At 42.0% G+C, this 20,621-nt stretch carries 20 protein-coding genes; all 20 read right to left on the bottom strand.

Annotated elements, in window-relative coordinates; all coding sequences use genetic code 11:
- Window positions 1–47: 47 nt before the first annotated feature.
- The 20 genes from D7Z94_RS00740 to D7Z94_RS00645 all read right to left on the bottom strand — a co-directional run bounded on the left by D7Z94_RS00740 (window position 48) and on the right by D7Z94_RS00645 (window position 20,581).
- The gene (locus tag D7Z94_RS00740) at window positions 48–1,337 is read right to left on the bottom strand and encodes a phenylacetate--CoA ligase family protein (protein ID WP_120709605.1); all 1,290 of its coding nucleotides are present in this window, start codon (window positions 1,335–1,337) and stop codon (window positions 48–50) included.
- Window positions 1,334–3,013, bottom strand: a complete 1,680-nt coding sequence (locus D7Z94_RS00735) for a C45 family peptidase (RefSeq protein WP_120709604.1) — start codon at window positions 3,011–3,013, stop codon at window positions 1,334–1,336. The genes D7Z94_RS00740 and D7Z94_RS00735 overlap by 4 nt, the downstream gene beginning before the upstream one ends.
- The gene (locus tag D7Z94_RS00730) at window positions 3,013–3,891 is read right to left on the bottom strand and encodes a cupin-like domain-containing protein (protein WP_120709603.1); all 879 of its coding nucleotides are present in this window, start codon (window positions 3,889–3,891) and stop codon (window positions 3,013–3,015) included. The genes D7Z94_RS00735 and D7Z94_RS00730 overlap by 1 nt, the downstream gene beginning before the upstream one ends.
- On the bottom strand, window positions 3,891–5,438 hold the full coding sequence (locus D7Z94_RS00725; RefSeq protein WP_120709602.1) for a phytoene desaturase family protein: 1,548 nt from the start codon (window positions 5,436–5,438) through the stop codon (window positions 3,891–3,893). Before D7Z94_RS00725 ends, D7Z94_RS00730 begins: the two co-directional genes overlap by 1 nt.
- Window positions 5,439–5,444: 6 nt before the next feature.
- Window positions 5,445–9,119 carry an MMPL family transporter gene (locus D7Z94_RS00720; RefSeq protein WP_120709601.1) on the bottom strand — a complete coding sequence of 1,225 codons (3,675 nt, stop codon included), beginning with the start codon at window positions 9,117–9,119 and terminating at the stop codon, window positions 5,445–5,447.
- The gene (locus D7Z94_RS00715; protein ID WP_120709600.1) at window positions 9,112–10,314 is read right to left on the bottom strand and encodes a DUF2062 domain-containing protein; all 1,203 of its coding nucleotides are present in this window, start codon (window positions 10,312–10,314) and stop codon (window positions 9,112–9,114) included. The genes D7Z94_RS00720 and D7Z94_RS00715 overlap by 8 nt, the downstream gene beginning before the upstream one ends.
- 59 nt (window positions 10,315–10,373) lie before the next feature.
- Window positions 10,374–10,871, bottom strand: a complete 498-nt coding sequence (locus D7Z94_RS00710; RefSeq protein WP_120709599.1) for a hypothetical protein — start codon at window positions 10,869–10,871, stop codon at window positions 10,374–10,376.
- Entirely contained in the window at window positions 10,872–11,240 is a 369-nt protein-coding gene (locus D7Z94_RS00705; protein WP_120709598.1) for a hotdog family protein, read from the bottom strand.
- Between the two features lies 1 nt (window position 11,241).
- A complete protein-coding gene (locus tag D7Z94_RS00700; RefSeq protein ID WP_120709597.1) occupies window positions 11,242–11,841 on the bottom strand; it encodes a porin family protein in 600 nt (199 codons plus the stop codon).
- 1 nt (window position 11,842) lies between these two features.
- Window positions 11,843–12,448 (bottom strand): hypothetical protein, encoded by a 606-nt coding sequence (locus D7Z94_RS00695; RefSeq protein WP_120709596.1) that lies wholly within the window; start codon window positions 12,446–12,448, stop codon window positions 11,843–11,845.
- A complete protein-coding gene (locus tag D7Z94_RS00690) occupies window positions 12,429–13,046 on the bottom strand; it encodes a LolA family protein (protein WP_120709595.1) in 618 nt (205 codons plus the stop codon). Before D7Z94_RS00690 ends, D7Z94_RS00695 begins: the two co-directional genes overlap by 20 nt.
- On the bottom strand, window positions 13,039–13,815 hold the full coding sequence (locus D7Z94_RS00685; protein WP_120709594.1) for a polysaccharide deacetylase family protein: 777 nt from the start codon (window positions 13,813–13,815) through the stop codon (window positions 13,039–13,041). The genes D7Z94_RS00690 and D7Z94_RS00685 overlap by 8 nt, the downstream gene beginning before the upstream one ends.
- Window positions 13,809–14,873 (bottom strand): beta-ketoacyl synthase N-terminal-like domain-containing protein, encoded by a 1,065-nt coding sequence (locus tag D7Z94_RS00680; RefSeq protein ID WP_120709593.1) that lies wholly within the window; start codon window positions 14,871–14,873, stop codon window positions 13,809–13,811. The genes D7Z94_RS00685 and D7Z94_RS00680 overlap by 7 nt, the downstream gene beginning before the upstream one ends.
- Entirely contained in the window at window positions 14,874–16,076 is a 1,203-nt protein-coding gene (locus tag D7Z94_RS00675) for a beta-ketoacyl-[acyl-carrier-protein] synthase family protein (RefSeq protein WP_120709592.1), read from the bottom strand.
- Between the two features lie 63 nt (window positions 16,077–16,139).
- A complete protein-coding gene (locus tag D7Z94_RS00670) occupies window positions 16,140–16,397 on the bottom strand; it encodes a phosphopantetheine-binding protein (RefSeq protein ID WP_120709591.1) in 258 nt (85 codons plus the stop codon).
- Between the two features lie 6 nt (window positions 16,398–16,403).
- Entirely contained in the window at window positions 16,404–17,018 is a 615-nt protein-coding gene (locus D7Z94_RS00665) for a 3-oxoacyl-ACP synthase (RefSeq protein ID WP_170158826.1), read from the bottom strand.
- Window positions 17,015–18,163, bottom strand: coding sequence for a beta-ketoacyl synthase N-terminal-like domain-containing protein (locus D7Z94_RS00660; RefSeq protein WP_120709590.1), 1,149 nt, complete (start codon window positions 18,161–18,163; stop codon window positions 17,015–17,017). The genes D7Z94_RS00665 and D7Z94_RS00660 overlap by 4 nt, the downstream gene beginning before the upstream one ends.
- A complete protein-coding gene (locus D7Z94_RS00655; protein ID WP_245967115.1) occupies window positions 18,156–18,593 on the bottom strand; it encodes an acyl-CoA thioesterase in 438 nt (145 codons plus the stop codon). Before D7Z94_RS00655 ends, D7Z94_RS00660 begins: the two co-directional genes overlap by 8 nt.
- Entirely contained in the window at window positions 18,583–19,845 is a 1,263-nt protein-coding gene (locus tag D7Z94_RS00650) for an ABC transporter permease (protein WP_120709588.1), read from the bottom strand. The genes D7Z94_RS00655 and D7Z94_RS00650 overlap by 11 nt, the downstream gene beginning before the upstream one ends.
- Window positions 19,838–20,581: an ABC transporter ATP-binding protein gene (locus D7Z94_RS00645; protein WP_120709587.1), complete on the bottom strand. Its 744-nt coding sequence runs from the start codon at window positions 20,579–20,581 to the stop codon at window positions 19,838–19,840. Before D7Z94_RS00645 ends, D7Z94_RS00650 begins: the two co-directional genes overlap by 8 nt.
- Window positions 20,582–20,621 lie beyond the last annotated feature (40 nt).

Genomic DNA, 20,621 nt, shown 5'->3' with positions numbered 1-20,621 from the left:
TGAATGGCAGGGTCTTCGACTGCGCTCAGACTGACATACAAGAGTCATTACCCCCTTTTGTCAATAACGGAAACGGGTTTCCTTTGTAGTTTCGAGTGCCGCAGTTTTTGGATTTCCCCGGCTTCGCAAAACTCGATTTTGGGAGAAACGCGCAACTTGGACCTAAAATGGTCTTTTATGTCATGTAGCAATACATCTGAAGCGTTCCGGGAAGCAATCTTAATTCCTATTTCATCCGTGCCTATACCGTTGTGGTAAATCTCAATAACATAGCTTTCCACCTCCTGAAAATCGTTCAATAGGTTATCCATCGCCGGAGGATATAATGTGGTGCCCTTGTACTTGATCATTTGCTTTTTTCGCCCTACCACAGGTCCCAAGCGCAGGGTATTCCTTCCACAATCACAAGGTGAATCATGGGCCGCCATGATATCCCCGGTCTTAAAGCGTACCAAGGGCATGGCCTCAACACCAAGTGTAGTAATTGTTAATTCCCCCTCGATACCAGCGGGTACCGTTAAATCGTTTTCATCAAGAATTTCCACGATGATCAGTTCCGGATGATGATGCCCACCTTGTTGTTCGCTACATTCCGTAAATGCAGTACTCATTTCGGTGGAGGCATAGGTAGAATAGAGTTCAATATCCCAGGCCGATTTTATCTTATTGGCCAGGACATTCAATGAAAAATCCTGATTTCGCAACGATTCCCCAATGCAGATGGCCCCTTTGATTCCGGAGGCATTCACATCAATATCATGCTGATCCGCATATTGGATGAGCTTCAATAAAAATGAGGGTACCACGATCAAATACGTGGGCCCGAATTTCAATATGGTATCCCATTGCAATTCCGGAATTCCAGCACCCACGCGAATAATACCGGCACCTAATTTACGTGCTCCTAAAAAATAAGCCATCCCGGCCATAAAGCGACGATCTATAGTCGTGGTCAATTGTAGAATATCATTCTCTGTAACACCCGCACAGGCAAAAGAAATGGCCTCATTGTAGGCCAAACGATCCAAATCGGCATCCGTGAGGCCTATGGTCACCGGTTCACCCAAGGTGCCGGAAGTGGTCACAAAATCTACGATCTTGTTTTTAGAGACGCAGATAAAATCAGCATTGTGGTTCTGAAGCTGCTCCTTGGTGGTGACAGGAATTTTGGTTAAGTCTTCGAGCGTTCGTATAGATTTGATATCAATGGAATGCTTCTTGAACAATCGCTGGTAGTAGGGGGATCTTTCCTGAACATAGCATAGAACTTCTTTCAATTTTTCTTCTTGAAATGCCTTAATTTCCTCAAGGGAAGCCTTTTCTATTTCTGGAATCATAAATGCAATCTACGTTTTATTTTTTTTATGTGCCGCATTACATTTTCTTTATCCGGAACCGTGGTAATCTCTTTGGTCAAGGCCTGTTCGAAGGCCTTTAGGGCCGCAGTATAATACCCCCGGGCATACTGATATCTCCCCACCAAATAGTGGGCCTCCCAATACTCAGGGTTATAGCGTTGTAACTCCTTGAGAAGGCTTTGTTCCAAATGCTCGTCATTGGTAATAGCCATTACGACCTTGTTTTTTAGCCTACGATATTCCTGATAGTCTTGGTATGCCCGGGAATATTGAAAGGGGTCTTCGGAAATGGTAAGGTTCTCTTCCGCCAGGGTCACTTTTTGGGCATTGTTTTCAACAGTTTTAAATACGGTATTCAAATCATAGGCAACAAATTCGCCCAACTGGTAGGGATTGCTACTCACCCAAACCAAAAGTTCTTCCGGTTTAAAAACAATACCATGGTGGGCCAACAATTGGTTAAGTGCCTTTTCATTGCCGTACCCGATTTCCTTCCCGTCCAATCCCTTTTTGTTCCTAAGGATATCCACTGCCGACTTTACGGTCATTTTTTCGCTTTCCCCTAGAAGTTCCTGCATACGATCATACCGATATTGGGAATGGCTCTCCAGAATGTGCCTTTGGTTTTTCTTGTCTGCTTTATAAGCGGCACTCTGAAAATGGTTGGAACAAATGAGCTGATTGGAATTCTGGACCTCGTACACGCCAAAACTTTTGGGCGATACTTCAATGACCGCTGCCTTTTTGTCCTTTGCGCTGCCCACAAAGATAGATTCCGAAACAAAGACTTCGCGTTTCCGGGCTATGGCCACCGCTTCTTCTATGGTAGCGGCATATTGGAGGATTTCCCGGGTTACCAGGGAAATAGGGGTTTTGGCTACTAAGGGAAACTTCGATTTTCCGGCATTGATGGTTACGGTCAGTCCTTGGTCGTTCATTCCGGAGACCACCCCGATCATGCCGCCCCAGGTAACGGACATGAATTTATGACCCTCATCCGGGTTAACAAAAGCAATGATTTTTTCCTGGGCAAAATCGTCCCCTGCATAAAAATCGAAATTCCGCCCAATAATAAGCTGACCATCCTCTGTTTGGTCTCCCCATACGGCAAAGGATGAACAACCTACCAGGGCCAAGTCCTGTAAGGCATGTCCAATATCATGGGCCCCGTGTAGATAGAGTATGCGGGGATAGGCATCCGCAATATGGGCATAGGTATCCGAGGCATATTTTGATATACCATAAATCTCGGTTTTATACTCTTCTCGTATATTGAGGTACATTTTACGATTGAACCATGCCAAAAACTTGCGCAATAGGTATTGTTTGGTATTGGATGGCACTAGCTCGTCCACCTTGGTCAATAACGCCTTTTCCTGTTTATGAAAGAGCTCTTGGGTGAGGCTACCTGTCGTCAGCCCCAATTCCAATGGATTTCCCTCTATATAAAGTTCCCACAGGCCATATTCATTTTTGGTCAAATGGCCCTTTTTGGAAAAAAAGGTAGAATCCGACACGCGTATCCGCTCTGGGGTCTTTGCTTCATATTGACCGATATCCGGCAAGTCTTTTAAGGACTTGGAGACACCACAGGATGTTACTAAGAGTAGAAGGAGTAGGGGATATACGCTCCGTATGTAGCCTTGTCTTTGCATTAGACTACCGATTTCCCATATTTTTTATTAACACGACGAACCATTTTGTTCTCTTTATAGTCCACCCACTTCTGTCCCATGGTCCTTCGCATGATATTTTCAAAATTTCTCATGAATAATACATTGGAGGCCGTTTTTAGTAGACGTTGGGGTTTGGTGGGCAATGCCCGCAACGTGATGGAAAACCCCCCGGTGGTATATTTAATATAATGCCAATAACCACTGGGCATATAGAGGGCATCCCCATGTTTCATTTCGGCATAAATGCCTTGAACGTTTTGTAATGCCGGATATTTTTCAAAATCGGGATTGTCCATATCAATGGTCTCCAAATTGTGGACCGAATAGGGTACCCGATACAGATATTTGGTCTGTTCCGGAGTAAATAGGGTGACACTTTTGGTACCATGAAAATGTACATGGACCAGGTCTGCAAGATCCATATCATAATGGGCCAGTACCTTTGAACCCTCGCCCCCAAAGAACATTACCGGCAAACGTTTAAAAAACTTCAGGCCCAAATCCGGATATTCAAAATCCTTTGCCAACTCAGGCATGCTATCCAGGATGTTATAGAAAAATATACGAAGATCGGTCGGTTCATTTTTTAATAACTCCAAGTAATCGTACAATTTCATTTCGGTGGCCGGTGCAGCCGAGTTTTGTTTGCCTTTGGTAGGTTTACTGTCGTAAAGTGGTACTATTTGGTCACCGGACCGTTGCTGAATATAGTCCAAGTTCCATTTTTCATAAGCAGGCCAGTCTTTGATGAGGCCCTCTATCAATAATGGCTGTTGTGGATCATAGTAGTTTTCCAGGAAATCCTTTTTGGAAATATTCTTGACCCTGCTGACCGGGGCTGTCTTAAATTTTCCCATTATACACTTATTTTAGCGGTCGTATTCTCTTTTTCTTGTTCTAAAATCCTATTCAACAAATAGTCCCTTCCCAAAATTTCGGAGCAAGTGACTACCCCACTGATGGTTACTCCCAAAATACCGTGCATGTTGAGACTTTGCCCGGTAAAGAATAGATTCCCGATCTTAGTTCTTGGTGCGATAAAGGATTTCAAAGGATAGTTTACATCTTTAACATATCCATACATAGCCCCTTGATTACTGCCAATGTAGTCACGATAGGACAGGGGAGTAGAAGTATAAATGGATTGAATACACTCTCGAATATTGGGAAACTTTTTTTCAAGCTCATTAAGGAATTTTTCCGTTTTGGTGTCCTTAAACTCTGCATACGTCTGTCCGCGGTAATTCTTTTTGGCCACGGTATTGAACGTATTTTCCCAAGATTTCACCTCATCGAATCGCATATAGGTTATTACGGTCATTTGATCCGCCCAACCATCCGTAGCTTTACTAACTCCCATACTTACCATATAGCTTTCGGGCCAACTGTCTTCTGAATATTGATGCCCTTCCCAAACTTTTGATGGATCTTTAAAATGATAGTAGTTGTAATTCAAATATTTGAATGATTTCGGTTTGAGGACCAAGTGCAGGCTGAACGCGGAGATGGTACTTTCTATCTGTTCTATCCGATTTGAATATGATTTTCTGAACTTGTCCTCACCGACCAGTTTTAAGGTGCGTTTGGGTTCGATATTCGAAATAAAAAGGTCTCCTTTTATTTGTTTGCCGTCGGCAACTTCGGCATAGACCAATTTTTTTCCTTCATGTCCAAATTTTACCACTTCATGGTGCTTATAGGCCTCCCCTCCATTTTCCTTAAGCCGTCTAATCAACAATTTGGTAATCTGGCTGCCACCATTTACACAACGATATGAACTTTCTATATAAGAGTTTACGGAAAGCGCATGTACATAAAACGGAGTTTTATCCGGTTCTCCGGCGTAGAGTAGATTGGATCCTGCCAGTATGGCCCTTAATTTCGAATCACTGATTAGGGAATCGATACGGGCCTTGGCCGGAGTTCGGAACATTTCCTCATCATCATAGTAGGGCTTGCCGTGGTTTAAATTGTACAAAGGAAATTTATTGCAGGTTTCCCTTAATTCCTTACAGTACGCCTTAATACCTTCGGCCTCATGGGGAAATTGTGCGATCAGGGATTTCTCAAAATCCTTATATCCCTGGGCGTGAGGATATTCGTTGGGGTCATTATCAAAAGTAATGATGTCAAAACCATCATCCAGCTTCTTTAGTTTAAGCTCTTCATATATACCTAGATATTTGAAGTAACGATAGAGGTTTTGTCCTTCGGAAAGCCCTCCAAGGTAGTGCACTCCGGTATCAAAAATGGTTCTTTCGCGAACAAAGGTCTGTAGGTTGCCGCCGTATTGATTGTTCTTCTCCAGGACACAGACGCTACGGCCTTCCCGGGCCAGAATATTAGCTGCCACCAATCCACCCATACCACTACCGATGATCACTACATCATAATGCTCTTTCATCCTGTCCTACCTTTTGGCTATGATAAAATTATCATTTTGAACGCTTATGGTAAAGCCGGCTTCCGTAATATTTTTTAAAGGAAGGTTCATCCCGTTCTTCAATACTAGTAAGATACCAATTTCATCTATTATTTTTTGGATTCTTCCCCAATCCGTTGGATTTTGGTCAAGTAGTAACACCTGGGCTTCCTTGGTCATGGCATCGGCAGGGGTGGAAGCTACCTGAATATTTCGGCGATTATGGGTGATAAAACTATTTTGGACGATTGGCCGGGTCGTTTTGTCCTCGAGATAGACGTTAATTTTGCGATCTGTAGAATCCAGGGCAAGTAAAAAATCCAATTGACCATGGTCCTTGGAAAGATGAGTAATCTTCGTTTTCTTTTCAAGAAGATTCAGAAGCTGCCCATAGACCGATGCATTTTTTTTCAGATCCTCCTGGACCTTTTTATATAGTTTTCTTCCCTTAAATCGGTACTGATCGAGAACGGATCTGTGGAAATAGGTTTCCTGCTCTATTTCCTTTCGAAAGGCAAAAAATTGATCTTTAAAATGGGTACTTATATTTTTGGTACGTTGGGTATAGTTTACCCCAAAGTTTGAGTCCTTGACTTTGATTCTTGGGAGAATTTTAAGGGTAATACTACCATCTCTAATGATGAAGCTTCCTTTGGGCAGAACTTCAGAATTACCATGGATGAGTACAGGAAGGATATCCAAACCCAATTTTTCAGCCAGATAGAAGGCGCCTTTGTGAAAACGTCTTACTTTGTTGGTATGGGAACGGGTACCTTCCGGAAAGGTTATCAATGAAAATCCTTGGTCAACTTTTTTCCGGAGATAATCCTCCCCGTTTTCCAATCCACTTGAAACAGGATAGGCTCCGACGAGTTTGGCTGCATTCCCAAAAATAGGGGAGTTGTAGACCCAATCGTTTACAAGGAATATAATCTTGGGATTCAACATTCCAATGGCCAAGATATCCAAAAACGAGGTGTGATTGGCAATGATCATAGCCGGTTTTTCAAAGGTCTCATAGTACAGGTCAATTACCTTTTTACTTACAAAAGGATTGGTATAGAGCACGGATTTCATCAACAAGGATACTGCCTTATGAAATCTCAATTGTTTTTTCGCCCTACTTTTTGGAAAGAGTGTTGATACAACAGCTGCATAAAGGGAAAATACAAGTCCGCCCAAACCAAAATATCCGAAAGAAAGTGAGGAGTGTATCAAGTATCTTAAGGAGATAGGTCTTTTTTCACTACTTCCGATAAACAAACGAAAGATCATGGGCTGCACAGTGAAGGCGACCAAAACCGCTGAGAGAATACCGATCAAGGAAACCACGGAAATGGTATACAACGCAGGATGCTTGGCAAAAATAAGTACACCTACACCTAAAATGGTGGTAACCACGGAAAGGATAATCGAAGTTCTGTGGGTAGACAAGGCTTTTTCGCCCGTGCGATACTCCGTTAAGAGGCCATTGGTCATAAAAATACTGTAATCCACGCCCAGCCCAAAAATAAAAGTAGAGATGATAATGTTGAAAATATTGAATTCCAATTGCAAGAGACCCATAATCCCTATGGTCAAAAACCAGGTAAGAAAAATGGGAATACTGGTCACCAAGGTAAGCGAGAGGCTTCTAAAGAAGATGAACAAGAGTATTAGAATCGCCAACACGGAATACCCAATGAGCCTGTTAAAGTCATTCTTGAGATTGCCCAAAAAGGTTTCGTTCATGCCTTGCCGATCAATCAGGACGGTCCGGGGATTTTTAGCAAAGGTTTCACGGACATGTCCAATCTGGGAAGAATCTACCTTTACCAAGGAACTTACAGTTGTAAACCCATCTTTGGTGGATAGGTAATCGTCCACCGAAAAGGAGTTCACCAAGTTGTAATCCTCAATTTCCAAGGCCTTAAAATCCGATTGGAGCAGTTCATAAAATCGGTCAAACGTCTTGGGTTTAAAACCGTATTCCCTACCGGCATCAATAAGTGAAGTGGTAACGAAGCCGATACTATCCTTCCAAAACTCTTTCCAAAGACCTATTTTTTCTTCTTGTTCCTTTTTTGAATGGATAAGGGCACCTATAGCACTGAACCCTAAAATCCGCTTCTCATCATTAAGTCGATTTAACAAAGTGTAAACACTATCACTTGCTTGTAGCACTTCCTCCTGGGAATTCCCATAATTGGTTATGTAAAGAGATTTGGCCCCGAGGTCGGTCAAGGTTTCCAGATGTTTTCGGGCATCGATCAATGAGGGAGGTTCGTAATTCAATTTGGCAATGTCCTTGTTAAAGGTTACCGAGGTATAGGTAAAAATGCTGATCACGAATAATCCCACCAGTGACCCGATAAGCCACTTGTTTTGTTGAAAGTTGTAAGCGGCAAGCGTATCTAGAAAGGTTGTGCTTTTCCTTTCGGCCGATTTCGCTCCGTATGCCTGAGGGATAAAAAAAAGGGCGAATACAGAGGCGCCCAAAACGCTTACCGCGGCAAAAATCCCTAAATCCTGTAAGGCCTGGGATTCTAGAAATAGCAAGCACAAAAAAGCAGAAGCGGTAGTAAGACTGCTCATTAAAATGGATGGGGCTACATCCGAATACAAACTTTTGATGGAACCTTTGTTCCTAATATGCGTAAGGATGTGTAGTGAATAGTCCAAGGTTATCCCAAGCAAGACGGCACCTATACCCAGGGAAATGGCGGAAATCTCCTTTCGGATGAAATAAAGCAGGGCCACGGACAGCAACCCACCAAAAATAGTCGGCAAAAAGAGAATAATGGGCAAGGTCAATTTGCGGTAAAAGAAAATCAAAAGAATAAGCAAGAGCGTTAAGGCTATCCCGACCGTAAACTGAATATCCCGTTTAATCTGTTGTGCATTGGCCACAGCGATCAAAGGGGCGCCGAAATACTCGCTCTTCACCTTGGAATCGAAAGCAAGGTTCAATTGTTTTTGTATTCGATACAATTCCTTGGCAAAGGGTTCATTTTCAGAAGTCTGATTGGAGGCATGGATAGGAGTAATAAATAGCAGGATATTTTGCCGGTCTTCACTCAAAAGAAATCCATCCTTGAGCGTAAATCCATCAGCGATTCCCAGTTGCCGCAACTTTTTTAGGGCTATATAGGACAATCCCAAGGGGTCGCGTAAAATATTCTTTTTGGCCACAATCCCCGATGGGGAAATAAGCGTTTTGTAGTTTTCTTTGGTCAGGGTGGCAATACTGTCTTTCTTAATTTTTTGTCGGATGGTAGTATAATCGGCATTATCCAGAAACAAAGGCAGGTTTTCATAAACAAAATCCATGGTCCGTAACACTTCGTCATCAGCCACTTTTCCCTGAACGTTTTTTACATATCCTTGGATATTGGCCTGAAGACTGTCCAGAAATTGAGAAGCATATTGGGTGAGATCGTCCACGGAACCATCACTATCCAGCTTTACATTTACGATAACCTTATCCGTAAATTGTAGTGTTTTCAAAACCCTTTGGTAGGCCTCGTTTTCTGAATTTACAGGAATAAGCTTGGTGATATCCTCCTCAAATTTTATTTTGGCAACTAGGACCGATAGTCCTAGAAGAAACAGCAATACCACAATAAGTCCCAACCACTTTCGCCTCAAAAAGAATTGATATGTACGATAGAAAAAACTATCCATTATGCATGGCAATTTTTTTCCGGTCAAAAATGGATAAAAAGATATAGGCCAATAATCCCAAGGTCAATGCGGAGAGGGTAGATAACGTCAAACTACCTATGATGTACGTCTGTAGGTTTTTGATGATTTCAAAATTTTCATCAACCTCATTGATGGAAAAGCTCAATTCCCTACCAGTAACCCAAGCCCCGGTCTGGAGACTTAGATACAGTACAAAAGGAATAAAAGGGGGTAAACTGATATTGGAAAAAGCAAAAGCGATAACCTTGTTCAGTTTAAGCAACAGAGCCAAAAAAATAACAATGACCGTATGAAAACCCCATAAGGGGCTAAGCCCTATAAAAATCCCCAACGCTATGGAAAATGCCTTTTTTCTTGGCGAATCCTGGTTGTGCAAAAAATCCTCGTAAAAAAAACGTTTAAACCCTTTTTTTTTAAGTCTTTGAAATAAATCACGAGGTTTAATATAGATCAAGGCAACTAATACCAACCAAGTGTTTAGTACACTAATACGGGCAAAATCGATTACTGGTCTAAAATGGGAGACCCGTTCGGGGTCATCATATAGAATATTGACCGGAATATTTTTCACCGTTATCCCATTCCAGGCAGCTCTGACTATGACCTCTATCTCGAACTCGAATTTTGGAGTGTAGAACTTCATCTCCTTTATCGCTTGCAAAGGATAGAGGCGAAAGCCACATTGGGTATCCTTTAACCATGTACCAGTCTCCACCCAAAACCAAAAATTGGAAAACCGGTTTCCAAAACTACTACGGCCTGGAACGTCTGATTGTTGCATATTCCTGGAACCTATAAACAAAACCTTTTTTGAGAGCTCTTGTTCTAGTGCCTTAATGAAAACTGGAATGTCGTCTGGAAAATGTTGGCCATCAGAATCTATGGTAATTGCAAAATTATACCCCAATTCCAGTGCTTTTTTGAATCCAGTTCTAAGCGCATGACCTTTCCCTTGGTTTTTGCTCAAATGCAGCTGTATTAACTCCGGATATGCTGAAAGTATATCGAGAGTGGCGTCCGTGGACCCGTCATTAATAACTATGATATTTGGGGTATGGCACAATATGCCATCCAATACTTTTTTTAGGGTCTTGCCATTATTATATGTGGGAACGACTACGCAACATTTTAGTCGCTCTATGGTTTCCGATATAGATAGGATGGAAGCTGGCAAGATAAATCCATTGAAAGCCTTCTGGTTGCAAAAAGCTAAATTCTAGGCAAAGATACGGATTACCGACCCGAAAACAATTGCTTTTCCGAAGCGTCAAAAACAGAAGATTGCATGGCGTAGTTTTTAACGAACTCCCGAATTTCCTCTGAGGATACGTTCGCAAAGTTGTGCAATAAAAACCCTTTGTCCTCTTCGATGTTTTCCTTGTATCCAACTACTTTGGGAGAGTTTTCCTGAACACTTAAGCGGATACATCGTATTTCTATGTTTTTAGGCTTTGTGGCTACCGCATATTCAATAAGTTCTGCCCCGGATTTAAAAAAATCCTTCTTATTTCGCAACCCTTGTGCATACTTCGCCTTAAGGGTAGATATTGCACCTTTGTAAGCTACCAGAACCGCGTCGTCCGTTTTGGATATGGGCGAAAGTTCTGTAAATAGTTTATCGGTAACCTGTTCACTTGCATTGGCTTTGGGATACGTCTTCCGGAGCTCGGAAATGTCAGTGGATGCTCCCCAAAGGGCCAAGGAACATATTAGGCCTACTACGAATTTCATTTAGTCTTGTATTTGGAAGGTAGCGCTCAGCTTCAATGCCAAGGTATCCTGAAATGTAGTCGTATTTTTTACCTTAACCTCTCTTTCGTTTATGGAAATATTTAAAGTTAGTTGGAGTGTGTCATTTTCTTCCGGGTTTATGATCGCCATAAATTTGATATTGGAAGAAACCTTTAGAAAAAGCTGCTCCCCTGTAGCCTTTTCCGTAAGCTCTTTTATGATCTGTATCATACAAACCCCGGGCATCACCGGATTTCCTGGGAAATGACCCTTAAAGATCGGATGCTCCTTGTTTAAGTGTATGGTAACATTAGCCGTACCTTGGTCGTATTTATAATCCTTTATTACGTAAAGTCCTTCTATCAACATACTATCGCAAATCAAATTTGTACGCCACCCCGAACTGAAATACATTGTTCAGCGTATTTCCCTCTCCCCTGTAAAAATCGGACTCAAAATCTTCGTCAAATAAATCAATGTCCAGCAGTCCTTGTTTATACCGGGCTTCCAAGACCAAACCAAAATCAAATTCGTAGCCTATCCCAAAAAAGAAGGAGAGATCCAAAGGAGTAACATCGGAGTCATTAGTTTCATTGATAACATTGATAAGATTATTCTCAAAATCGAAATCCAAGCTAGGGCCCAAAATTAGATGAAGGCCCTGATTAGGTGCAACAAAAAACTTATTGACCACACCAAATGATAAATAATCGATATCCAAATCTTCGTTGGTACGGATATTGGATTTGCCACCTTGTCTGGAATACATAATTTCTGGCTGTAGCGAATAATGCCTGGAAAAACGGAAATCGACAAAAATGGCAGCGTTGGGTCCAATTTTGTTGTCCAAGGTGGTATTGGAAATATTGGCACTATTGAATCCCAAGCGAATCCCTGGTCTAATATTGGTTTGGGCATAGGTTATCCCTGAAAATAGAAAAATTAGTAACCCAAAGAATGCTTTGTTCATCTTAAATGGCTTTTAGCCGTATGGACAGCTTTATATTGTGGTGCAAGATCTGAATATTTTTTGCAACCTCCGCATCAACGGAAGAAAATATAAAAGAGACTTTTTTCTTTCCGTTCTTGGTTTGAACGATTTTCTCCAATTTCCGGTCTATAGTATAATAGTAATTTTTCCACTTGGCCATTTCGGTTTCAAAGATGAATCGGTCCTCGGATGCAAACCTATTTAGAACGGATGGATTCTCCGTAACCAATGTTCTGAAATCTTTCTTAAGCAGGTTAATGACCATTTTTTTGTTCATCTCCGAAAGGATATGATTTACCCTAAAGTCACCATCCCTAAAAGAAAAGTCGAAAATGGTATTTCCTAATTCCGTAGTAAATACTACCCTATGGTGCTGTACTCCCAATTTCTTTAAGATAAGGATGCCACTGAAGTTCTTCTTATATAGATTAATGTCCGCCTTATATACATAATCCTTTTTTGGATTGGAAAAATAGGGATTTGTTATAGACCCACCGGATGTTTCCATGGATTGGAAATTATTGCGTTCCGGATAGGAAGCACAAGCCCAGATCAGAAAAAGGAGACTAATGGGCAAATACCGCATCGGGCAAGGATTGGTTTGTTTTTCGGTCGGTGAAAACGATACGGGTATAGTCATTGGAGGGCTCCAACATTTTTACTTCGGTCACTTCCCCATTCCCGTTGAATGTAATATGAAAGGCCTTGATGAATGAAGCAAAATCTTCGTCCTTGGGGGCAAAATGCACTTCACTATCATTTCCTTTTTTAAAGTAATCGATATGAAATTCATCTGTATTGAATAAATCTCCTTTAATACTGTTTGTAATTAGTTGATTAAGCCGTTTAAAGAGCTTGTTGGAACCGATATCCATATCACTTTTATTGCCCTCGTTATTGATGTAAAGGGTTTCCTCCTCAAAAATGACCGAATAAGCAAAGGGTTCCGTATATTCCCATTTAACCAAATTTGGGGCCTTAAAGGAGAGCTTGCCTAAAGATTCAATATCATTGGAAAGAAAATCCATATGCTTGTATTGCCTAAAACTACTGGTAATGGTCTCGGTAGTATTGGCGGTCTTCTTTACCTTGGCCTCCAATGCCCGGGCATCCCCGGCACTCATTTCGGACTGTGCATATACGCTACATACGGTAAACCATAATAGGAAAATGAGGTTACGCATAAGCTTTGATGTTCAACAATTGGTCAACGGTGACCGATTGCAAATTTTTCTCCTGCAAAATTAGCAATAACTGTTCCAAAACAATAATAGTTTTGGGACTGGTATCATGGAACAGTACGATGTCTCCTTTGGCAAGTTTAGGGGTTGTCCGATGTAGAATGGCGTCTTCAGAAAGAAGGGTAGTATCTAGGGAACGGATGCTCCACCCAATAGATTGCAGTTCTGTAGCCTGAACGGCCTTTTTAATACTTGGGTTGGTTACGCCAAAAGCCGGACGGTACATTTGTATTTGCTTTCCTGTTATCTTGGCAAAGATATTATTGGTTTTTTGAAGCTCCGAAATGACTTTTCTAGTACCAAAGAACCCAAACCTTCGGGAATGTGAATAGGTATGGTTGCCAATGGTATGTCCCTCATCGATAATTTGTTTGATCAAATCGCTGTGCTGTTCCATATGTTTTCCGATACAGAAAAAGGTGGCTTTGGCATTAAATTGCTTTAAGAGCTGAAGTACCTGGAAAGTATATTCATGATGGGGACCATCATCAAAGGTCAAGGCAATATGGCTTTGGTCAATATCCGGATTGGAACAGTGGGATTTTAAGTGAAAATTCCATTGGATTAAAAAAGAACCCAATACGGTAAGGATAAGAAAGATACTTATAAGAATCCAATAGTAGAACGCAGGGGTGTTGTACATCCAATCGCCAACCAAAAGAACGATTAAGGCAATCAGGAAAAACCGTTTTATAGATACAAATGTCAGCATCCGCGCAGTAAAACAAAACTGTGGTTCTCCCCACGGTATTGGTTGTACAGGAGCACTGTCCCAATTTTGGAGGGCTCCATTCCGTTCAACTTAATTGCTTCCGGAATGTGTTGGGTCCTTATCATTTTTGCGGCCATCCATGCGCCAAAGGAAGAAGCTGTATTGAACTCGCCGCACAGGTGTTTGTAATAGGTCTGAGCGGTATTTTTTAAAACCCCATGGCTTAATGCGTCATAATATCCATCGTAGCCTATATCCCCATTGTTGCCCATCGCCACGATATCGATATCGGAAATTTCCAGACTATTTTCTTGTAGAAAAGACTCAAGGGCACTCTGCAATTCCTGCTTGGAAAAACTATTGTAGGTAGCCACATCCAAGACCTGTGCATAGGTATGGTCACTTTTTTTATTTGAGAGCACAAAGAAACTGGCTCCTTCCCCAAAAACTGCTCCCTCGGTATTGGATTCCAAAAGTTCCTTTGAATTGACCACATCAGCCTTAATATGGTCGACCAACTTATGTATTTTAATGTGATGGTCGGCCAGTTCATCTACCCCACCCACCAGAATGTTTTGGGCCTCATCGTATTCCAATTGCAATTTGGCATCAAGTAGAGCCGATTCAAAGGAGACACTGGAATGTACATAGGTAAAATTATAGCCTTTACACTTTATGCTCAAGGCTATCTGCCCCGCAACGGTATTATGGGTAGATTGGATAAACGAGGTGGGTGTTAGGTATTCCTCGTTATCATCTATGATCTTGCTGACGAATTTTTCCGAATCCGCAATGCAACCCAATCCGGTACCCGTAATAATGGCATCCACATTTTCTAGGTTGGCCTCATTTAGGGCAATTTTTGAAGCGGCTACCCCCATTTTTATTCCTTTTGCCATTCTCCTTGCAGCAGCTGGGGGAATGAATTCCTTGTAGTTAGGGTCTATTACGCGAATAACATTATCCGTATACTCGGTGATTTCATCCAGAAAGACCGAATTATCAAAGGTCCTTTGGGCCGATATGGAAGCAACGCTATTGATATAAACCGGTTTCATCTAGGCTTCTTTCGAAAATATAAGGGTTGAACAATTGCCGCCAAAGCCCAATGAATTGGATAGTACGGTATGCAACTTCTTTTTCTTAAGCTCCGTCTGTGGCGTAAGATGAAATTCCTGCATGGGATTTTTGAAATTGAGGTTAGGGAAAATCACATTATGCTGTAAGGCCAAAACGGAAAAGACGGCTTCCACGCCTCCGGCTGCTGCCAGCGTATGCCCGGTATAGGCCTTGGTAGAACTAAAGTCCGGTACGGTATCGCCAAAAACCCGTAAAAAGGCTCTTCCTTCCGAAAGATCATTGTTGGGGGTGGCGGTTCCATGCGCATTGATATAATCAATTTCATTGCTTTTTGATCCTGCAACCTTCAACGCTTTTTGCATGGCCAAGGTAGCCCCATCCCCATGGTCCGAGGAAGCGGTTTGGTGAAAGGCATCATTGGCATTCCCCCATCCTTTTACATAGGCCAGGACTTCCTTATTTTCCTTTTGTACCACCTCATCGGATTCCAGGACTAAAAAAGCCGCTGCCTCACCTAGATTTAAGCCCTTCCGGTTTTCATCAAAAGGAGTGTTGTACGTATCGGATTGTATCATTAAGGTCTTAAAGCCGTTCAAGGTAAATTTAGAAAGTCCGTCCGTCCCACCTACGATTACCCTGTCCAATTTTCCCGCTTTTAGCAAACGTGCACCAAGTAATATGGCGTTCGCAGCTGAGGAACAGGCTGTACTGATGGTGGTTACCAAACTGCCATGGAGACCCAATTGCTCCGCTATTTTCTGGGTGGAATCCCCGGCATGGTGCCCCTCAATATATTTTTGGACCTCCTTATTTTCGAAGTATTCATAATAGTATTGCTCGGTCTTGTCCATACCACCCACGGTAGTGGCGGATACCAAGCCTGTTTTATATGAATTTATATGGGTAATGTTCGCGTTTGAAACGGCTTGTTTGGCCGCAAATGCCCCCAATAAGGCACTGCGAGAATAATTATGGCTCCCGCCGAGTTCTAGAAATTGCTCTAATTCCTGATTGGTGAAATCAATTTCACCCACCATTAAGGCATCTTTGTGGACCGTATCGATTTTTGAAATTCTTGAGATTCCTTTTTTGCCATCAATCAGGGACCTGTAGTTTTCCTCCACATTGTTCCCAATGGCAGAAATGATTCCCATACCAGTTATGGCGATGCCCTTGCCCATATTCTTTAACTGAAAACGCTTTGTTACGAATGTACAAAAAACGAAAGGTGAAGTGGGTAAATATTATTTGGTCTTGTGCTGTGTGATATAATCTGCCATGGTCCCGACTGATTCGAAGATTTTTTTCCCCTCCTTGGGGTCGGCCAATTTTATTCCGTAGTCCTTATCGAGCATTACAATAAGCTCCAATGCATCTATGGAGTCCAATCCCAGTCCGTCCCCGAAAAGGGGATCGTCGTCCGCGATTTCATCCACCGAAACATCTTCTAGGTTTAGCTGCTCTATGATTTTTGACTTCAATTCTTCTTTCAATGCCTCCATATGGGTTTAAAATAATCGGGTTATTTCCTCAATACTATGTTCAATGGCCCCCTTTTTGTTCACTAGGTATAAAAAAGCCTCATAATCGGGGCCATCAAAATCTACCCAACCACATAGTACCTTTTCTGCTTTTTGCATATCCAATAAGCCGTTCGCATATGAGAACAGATGGCTTGGATTAAATTCGTCAAAGATAAAAAAACTATTTTCAGAATAAAGTTTGTGCCGGATACTAATTTCCCCGATACAGATATTGGGAAGCGTGTATACAAAAATAGCCGGACTGGGATAATAAGTATCAGGGTTGCGAATGGATTCCCAATGCTTTCTGTCCGTATCCAGGCTTGATGCCCTATTACTGAGTACAATGGCGATATTCTCTTCATTTTCAGGGAGAATACCTTCATTTTTTAAGAGGATATCCGCCGCCAAAAACCCTAATTTGCTTAGATTATCCATTTTGAAAAACTTGGAATAGTCGGTTTTGAAGTATCTGTAGGCCGATTTTGCCAGGGATTTAAAATCTGGGTGTTGCTCTTGATAAAGCGTCGTCCCGTTTAGCGAAATGGTATTGTTCCTGATATGGCAATAGGAGGATATAAAATATTCTTTTTCCATCATTCCGATACCTTTTTAAAAACGATGGCCGTATTGGAACCTCCAAACCCTGATGACGTCTTTAGGAAGGTGTCCATTGGTTTGGGCTCCGTTTTTTTAATGACGTTAATAGGTTGTGATACGCCTATTTCCTCAAATCCCTGGGAGGCAAAGAGCGTATTTTGGTGTAGGGAGTGCATACCTACAATTGTTTCCAGGAGACCTGAGGCACCCAGGGTGTGGCCAAAAAACCCTTTCAGACTGTTCAATGGAGTGTTTTGAAGGTTTAGCCGGTTGAAGGCGATGGCCTCCATTTCGTCATTGAACAGGGTGGCCGTACCATGTGCAGAAATAAAATCAACGCCTTCGGGTTTCGATTTTGCTTCCTTCAGAGCAAGTTTTACACTACGATATAGACCTTCACCAGTCCTTGAGGGGCCGGAGATATGATTGGCATCATTGCACGAGGCATCTCCTAAGATGACCACGGATTCCTTGGCAAGGTTCGTATTGTCCTTCGTTATCAGAGCACTTGCGGACACTTCCCCAATATTGATACCCGAACGGTTTTTGTCATAGGGTCTACAGGGTTCGGCACTCAAGGCCTGAAACGCGTTAAAACCCGAAAGGGTAAATTTAGAGACTAAATCACCACCGGTAATAAATACATGATCAAAACAATCCTGTGCAATTAGTTTTTTGGCGGCAGCAATGGCCAATAGCCCGGAGACACATGCATTGGAAAGGACTATGGGGCTGGTCTTAAATCCGAAAAAATCCTTTAGGACCTTCCCCAATTCGGCCAAATAAGCCCGTTCCCTGGGAAACGGGCTATCGTGGTCCAAAACATCTATATTACCTTTTGTAGTGGAAATAATAAGCCCTACCCTGTCCGTTAATTCAATTTGTGATGCCTGAATTACATTTCCCAAGGAAACCAATAACATTTGCTCTAGGCGTGTATATTTTTCTTCTAGATTTGGTTCCTTAGCTATATTTGGTAATTTTCTGGTATCCACTATAGATGCGCAGATGGGTTGATCAAGTAGTTTTATATCACTTATAGTTTGAAGTCCTGAACGTCCATCCTTTATTTTCTGGACCACAGAGAGGCTATCATAACCTAAGGAAGAAACAATGGTGTTATGTGATACATATACTTTACTCATCCACCAACCCAACTTTTTTCTTCCATGCCAAAAAGAAGTCCGGGATGGTCAGGGACATTTCGCCGCCAAGCTCAACAAACACCTGAACCGTTTCCCCTGTACAGACCAGTTCATCCTTCGGATTATAAATTTCATATCGGAACATCATCTTCGCTGCCGGAGAATCTATATAGATAGTTTTGATCGTGGCCACGTCCCCATAACGCAAAGGGAGTTTGTGTTCGCTATTCGATTTTACAATGGGGGTGGAAAAATTATGCTCTTTCTGATCCAAATAGGATATCCCATGATGTCTTCCGAAAGCTTCCCTACCATCCTCAAAATATTGGATATAATTGCCGTGCCAAACGATACCCAGGGGATCGGTCTCAACAAACCGTACACGTATCCGGCTTGTATAGCTGATTTCCTTCCTAGGTTTAGACCGCATTTTTTTGCTCATAGTACATGATTGCGATTAGGGTACTCAAAATAAAAAATCCAAGCAACAATGAAATCTCAGGAATGATTTCCGAGACCCCTACATTGCGCAAAAATACATCATAGAAGGCATTTAGTCCCCAATTCATAGGTGAGATGTTGGAAAGTAACTGCATAGTTGGAGGCATTACGAAAACAGGCACCCAAACTCCCCCCAATGCTGCCAAAATAACTACCAAAGTGGCACCAAAGGGGGCAGATTGCTCCTGGGATTTGGCAACGGTCCCTACCAAAAGCCCCAATCCAATAGCTGCGAGACCTGCAAAGAAGGCGGTAAGATACAACAAGGGCAACTTGCCAGAGACATCCAGTTGTGGTAGCCCAAGGAAAGGGAATAAAAAGATGCCTATGAATAACATTAAGGAAAACTGAATTAGGCAAACCAATAAAAACACCAAGGTCTTGCCTCCCAAAACCGTTGCATAGGAAACCGGTTGGGTACGAAGACGTATAAAGGTACCTTGGTTCTTTTCCTTCACCATATTGATGGAAAGGGGAAGGATAATAAAAAAGATAGCAAAAAGGGTCCAAGCAGGAACATTATGTTGGGTAGAGTTTGGAATTGGATTCTTATTCCCTCCCGGAACGATTTCGGCAAAAGTGATAAAACTTTCGGTATCAAAGATAATTTCCGAGTCATCCTCTGTCAACTGTTCCTGAAATGCTTCATAAATGGTTCTGGTCTCAATTTTTGAAACCATTTTATCGATTCCATTTTTTATGGAACTTTTAAAGGACAGTTGGGTGGCAGGATCAAAATAAAGCCGGATTTCCTTAGGCTCAATTTTTATGGCCGTGGAGACCGAATCTTCTTCCAATCCTAATCTGGTCATGATACCATTTACATTAGCCGTTACCTTTTTATCCATGTCCCTGGATAGCCCTTTCGGGATGATTATGGCCAGTTGATAATCTCCCTTTTGTACCAGTTCAAGAGCCTCTGTTTCTGAGGATTTTTTGATAATTTCAAGGGAATTGCTTTTTGATAGGCTTTCATGGATACTTTCGGACACCGTTCCACTATCCTGGTCTACCATTAGAATTGGAATCTTGGTTTCCTTAACAGTCTTAAAGGTACTGTCCTGTACCAAGGTAATGACCACCAACAAAACCAAAGGCATCAGGAAGAGAATGGCTAATCCGCCTAAATCCCGGATCAACAGCAAAAATTCCTTATATGTGGATGCCCAAAGCCTATGCATAGTCTCGCAATGCTTTTCCGGTTCGGGCAAGAAATACCTCTTCGAGATTATGCGCTCCCTTTTGTTCAACAACCAAGTCTTGCGGTACCCCTTTACACACAACTTTCCCATGGTCTATAATCGCCACTCGTGTACAGAAATGCTCGGCTTCATTCAGATGGTGTGAGGTATATATGATAGTGGTGCCTTGACCATTCAAATTTTTTAAATGCTCCAGAATAACACTTTTGGATTGCACATCTACCCCTACGGTGGGTTCATCCAGGAACAACACTTTGGGATGATGTAGAATGCTGGTAATAAGGTTGATGCGCCTTTTCATTCCTCCGGAGAAGGTTCGTATCCTCTTGTGGGCAAAGTCATAAAGCCCCAGTGTTTTTAGATTCGATATAATATTTTCCTGGAGTGAATCGCCCTTTAGCCCGTACATACTTCCAAAATAACGCAAGTTCTCAAAGGCAGTCAAAGAGGGATATAGCGCATACTCTTGGGGAACGATACCAATATGTTGTTTTAGTTCATTTTTACTTTCTTGGAAGTCCAGTCCGTTTATGGAAAAGGATCCGGAAGTTGGTTTTAGCAGTGAACTCAACATAGAAATCAAAGTGGTCTTACCCGCACCGTTTGGGCCCAACAAACCAAAAATCTCCTTTTCATGTACCGTAAGGCTTAAATCCTTGACCGCATAAAAATCTGCTCCCTTATATTTTTTGGATAGTTGGTCGATTTGAATCATGGGCTATCATATTTCCAAAAGAACGGATGCGTTTCAGTAA

It is taken from the genome of Ulvibacterium marinum (assembly GCF_003626755.1).
GTDB lineage: Bacteria > Bacteroidota > Bacteroidia > Flavobacteriales > Flavobacteriaceae > Ulvibacterium > Ulvibacterium marinum.
Note: the sequence above shows the minus strand (reverse complement) of the source record. Positions and strands in the feature narration are given on the sequence as shown.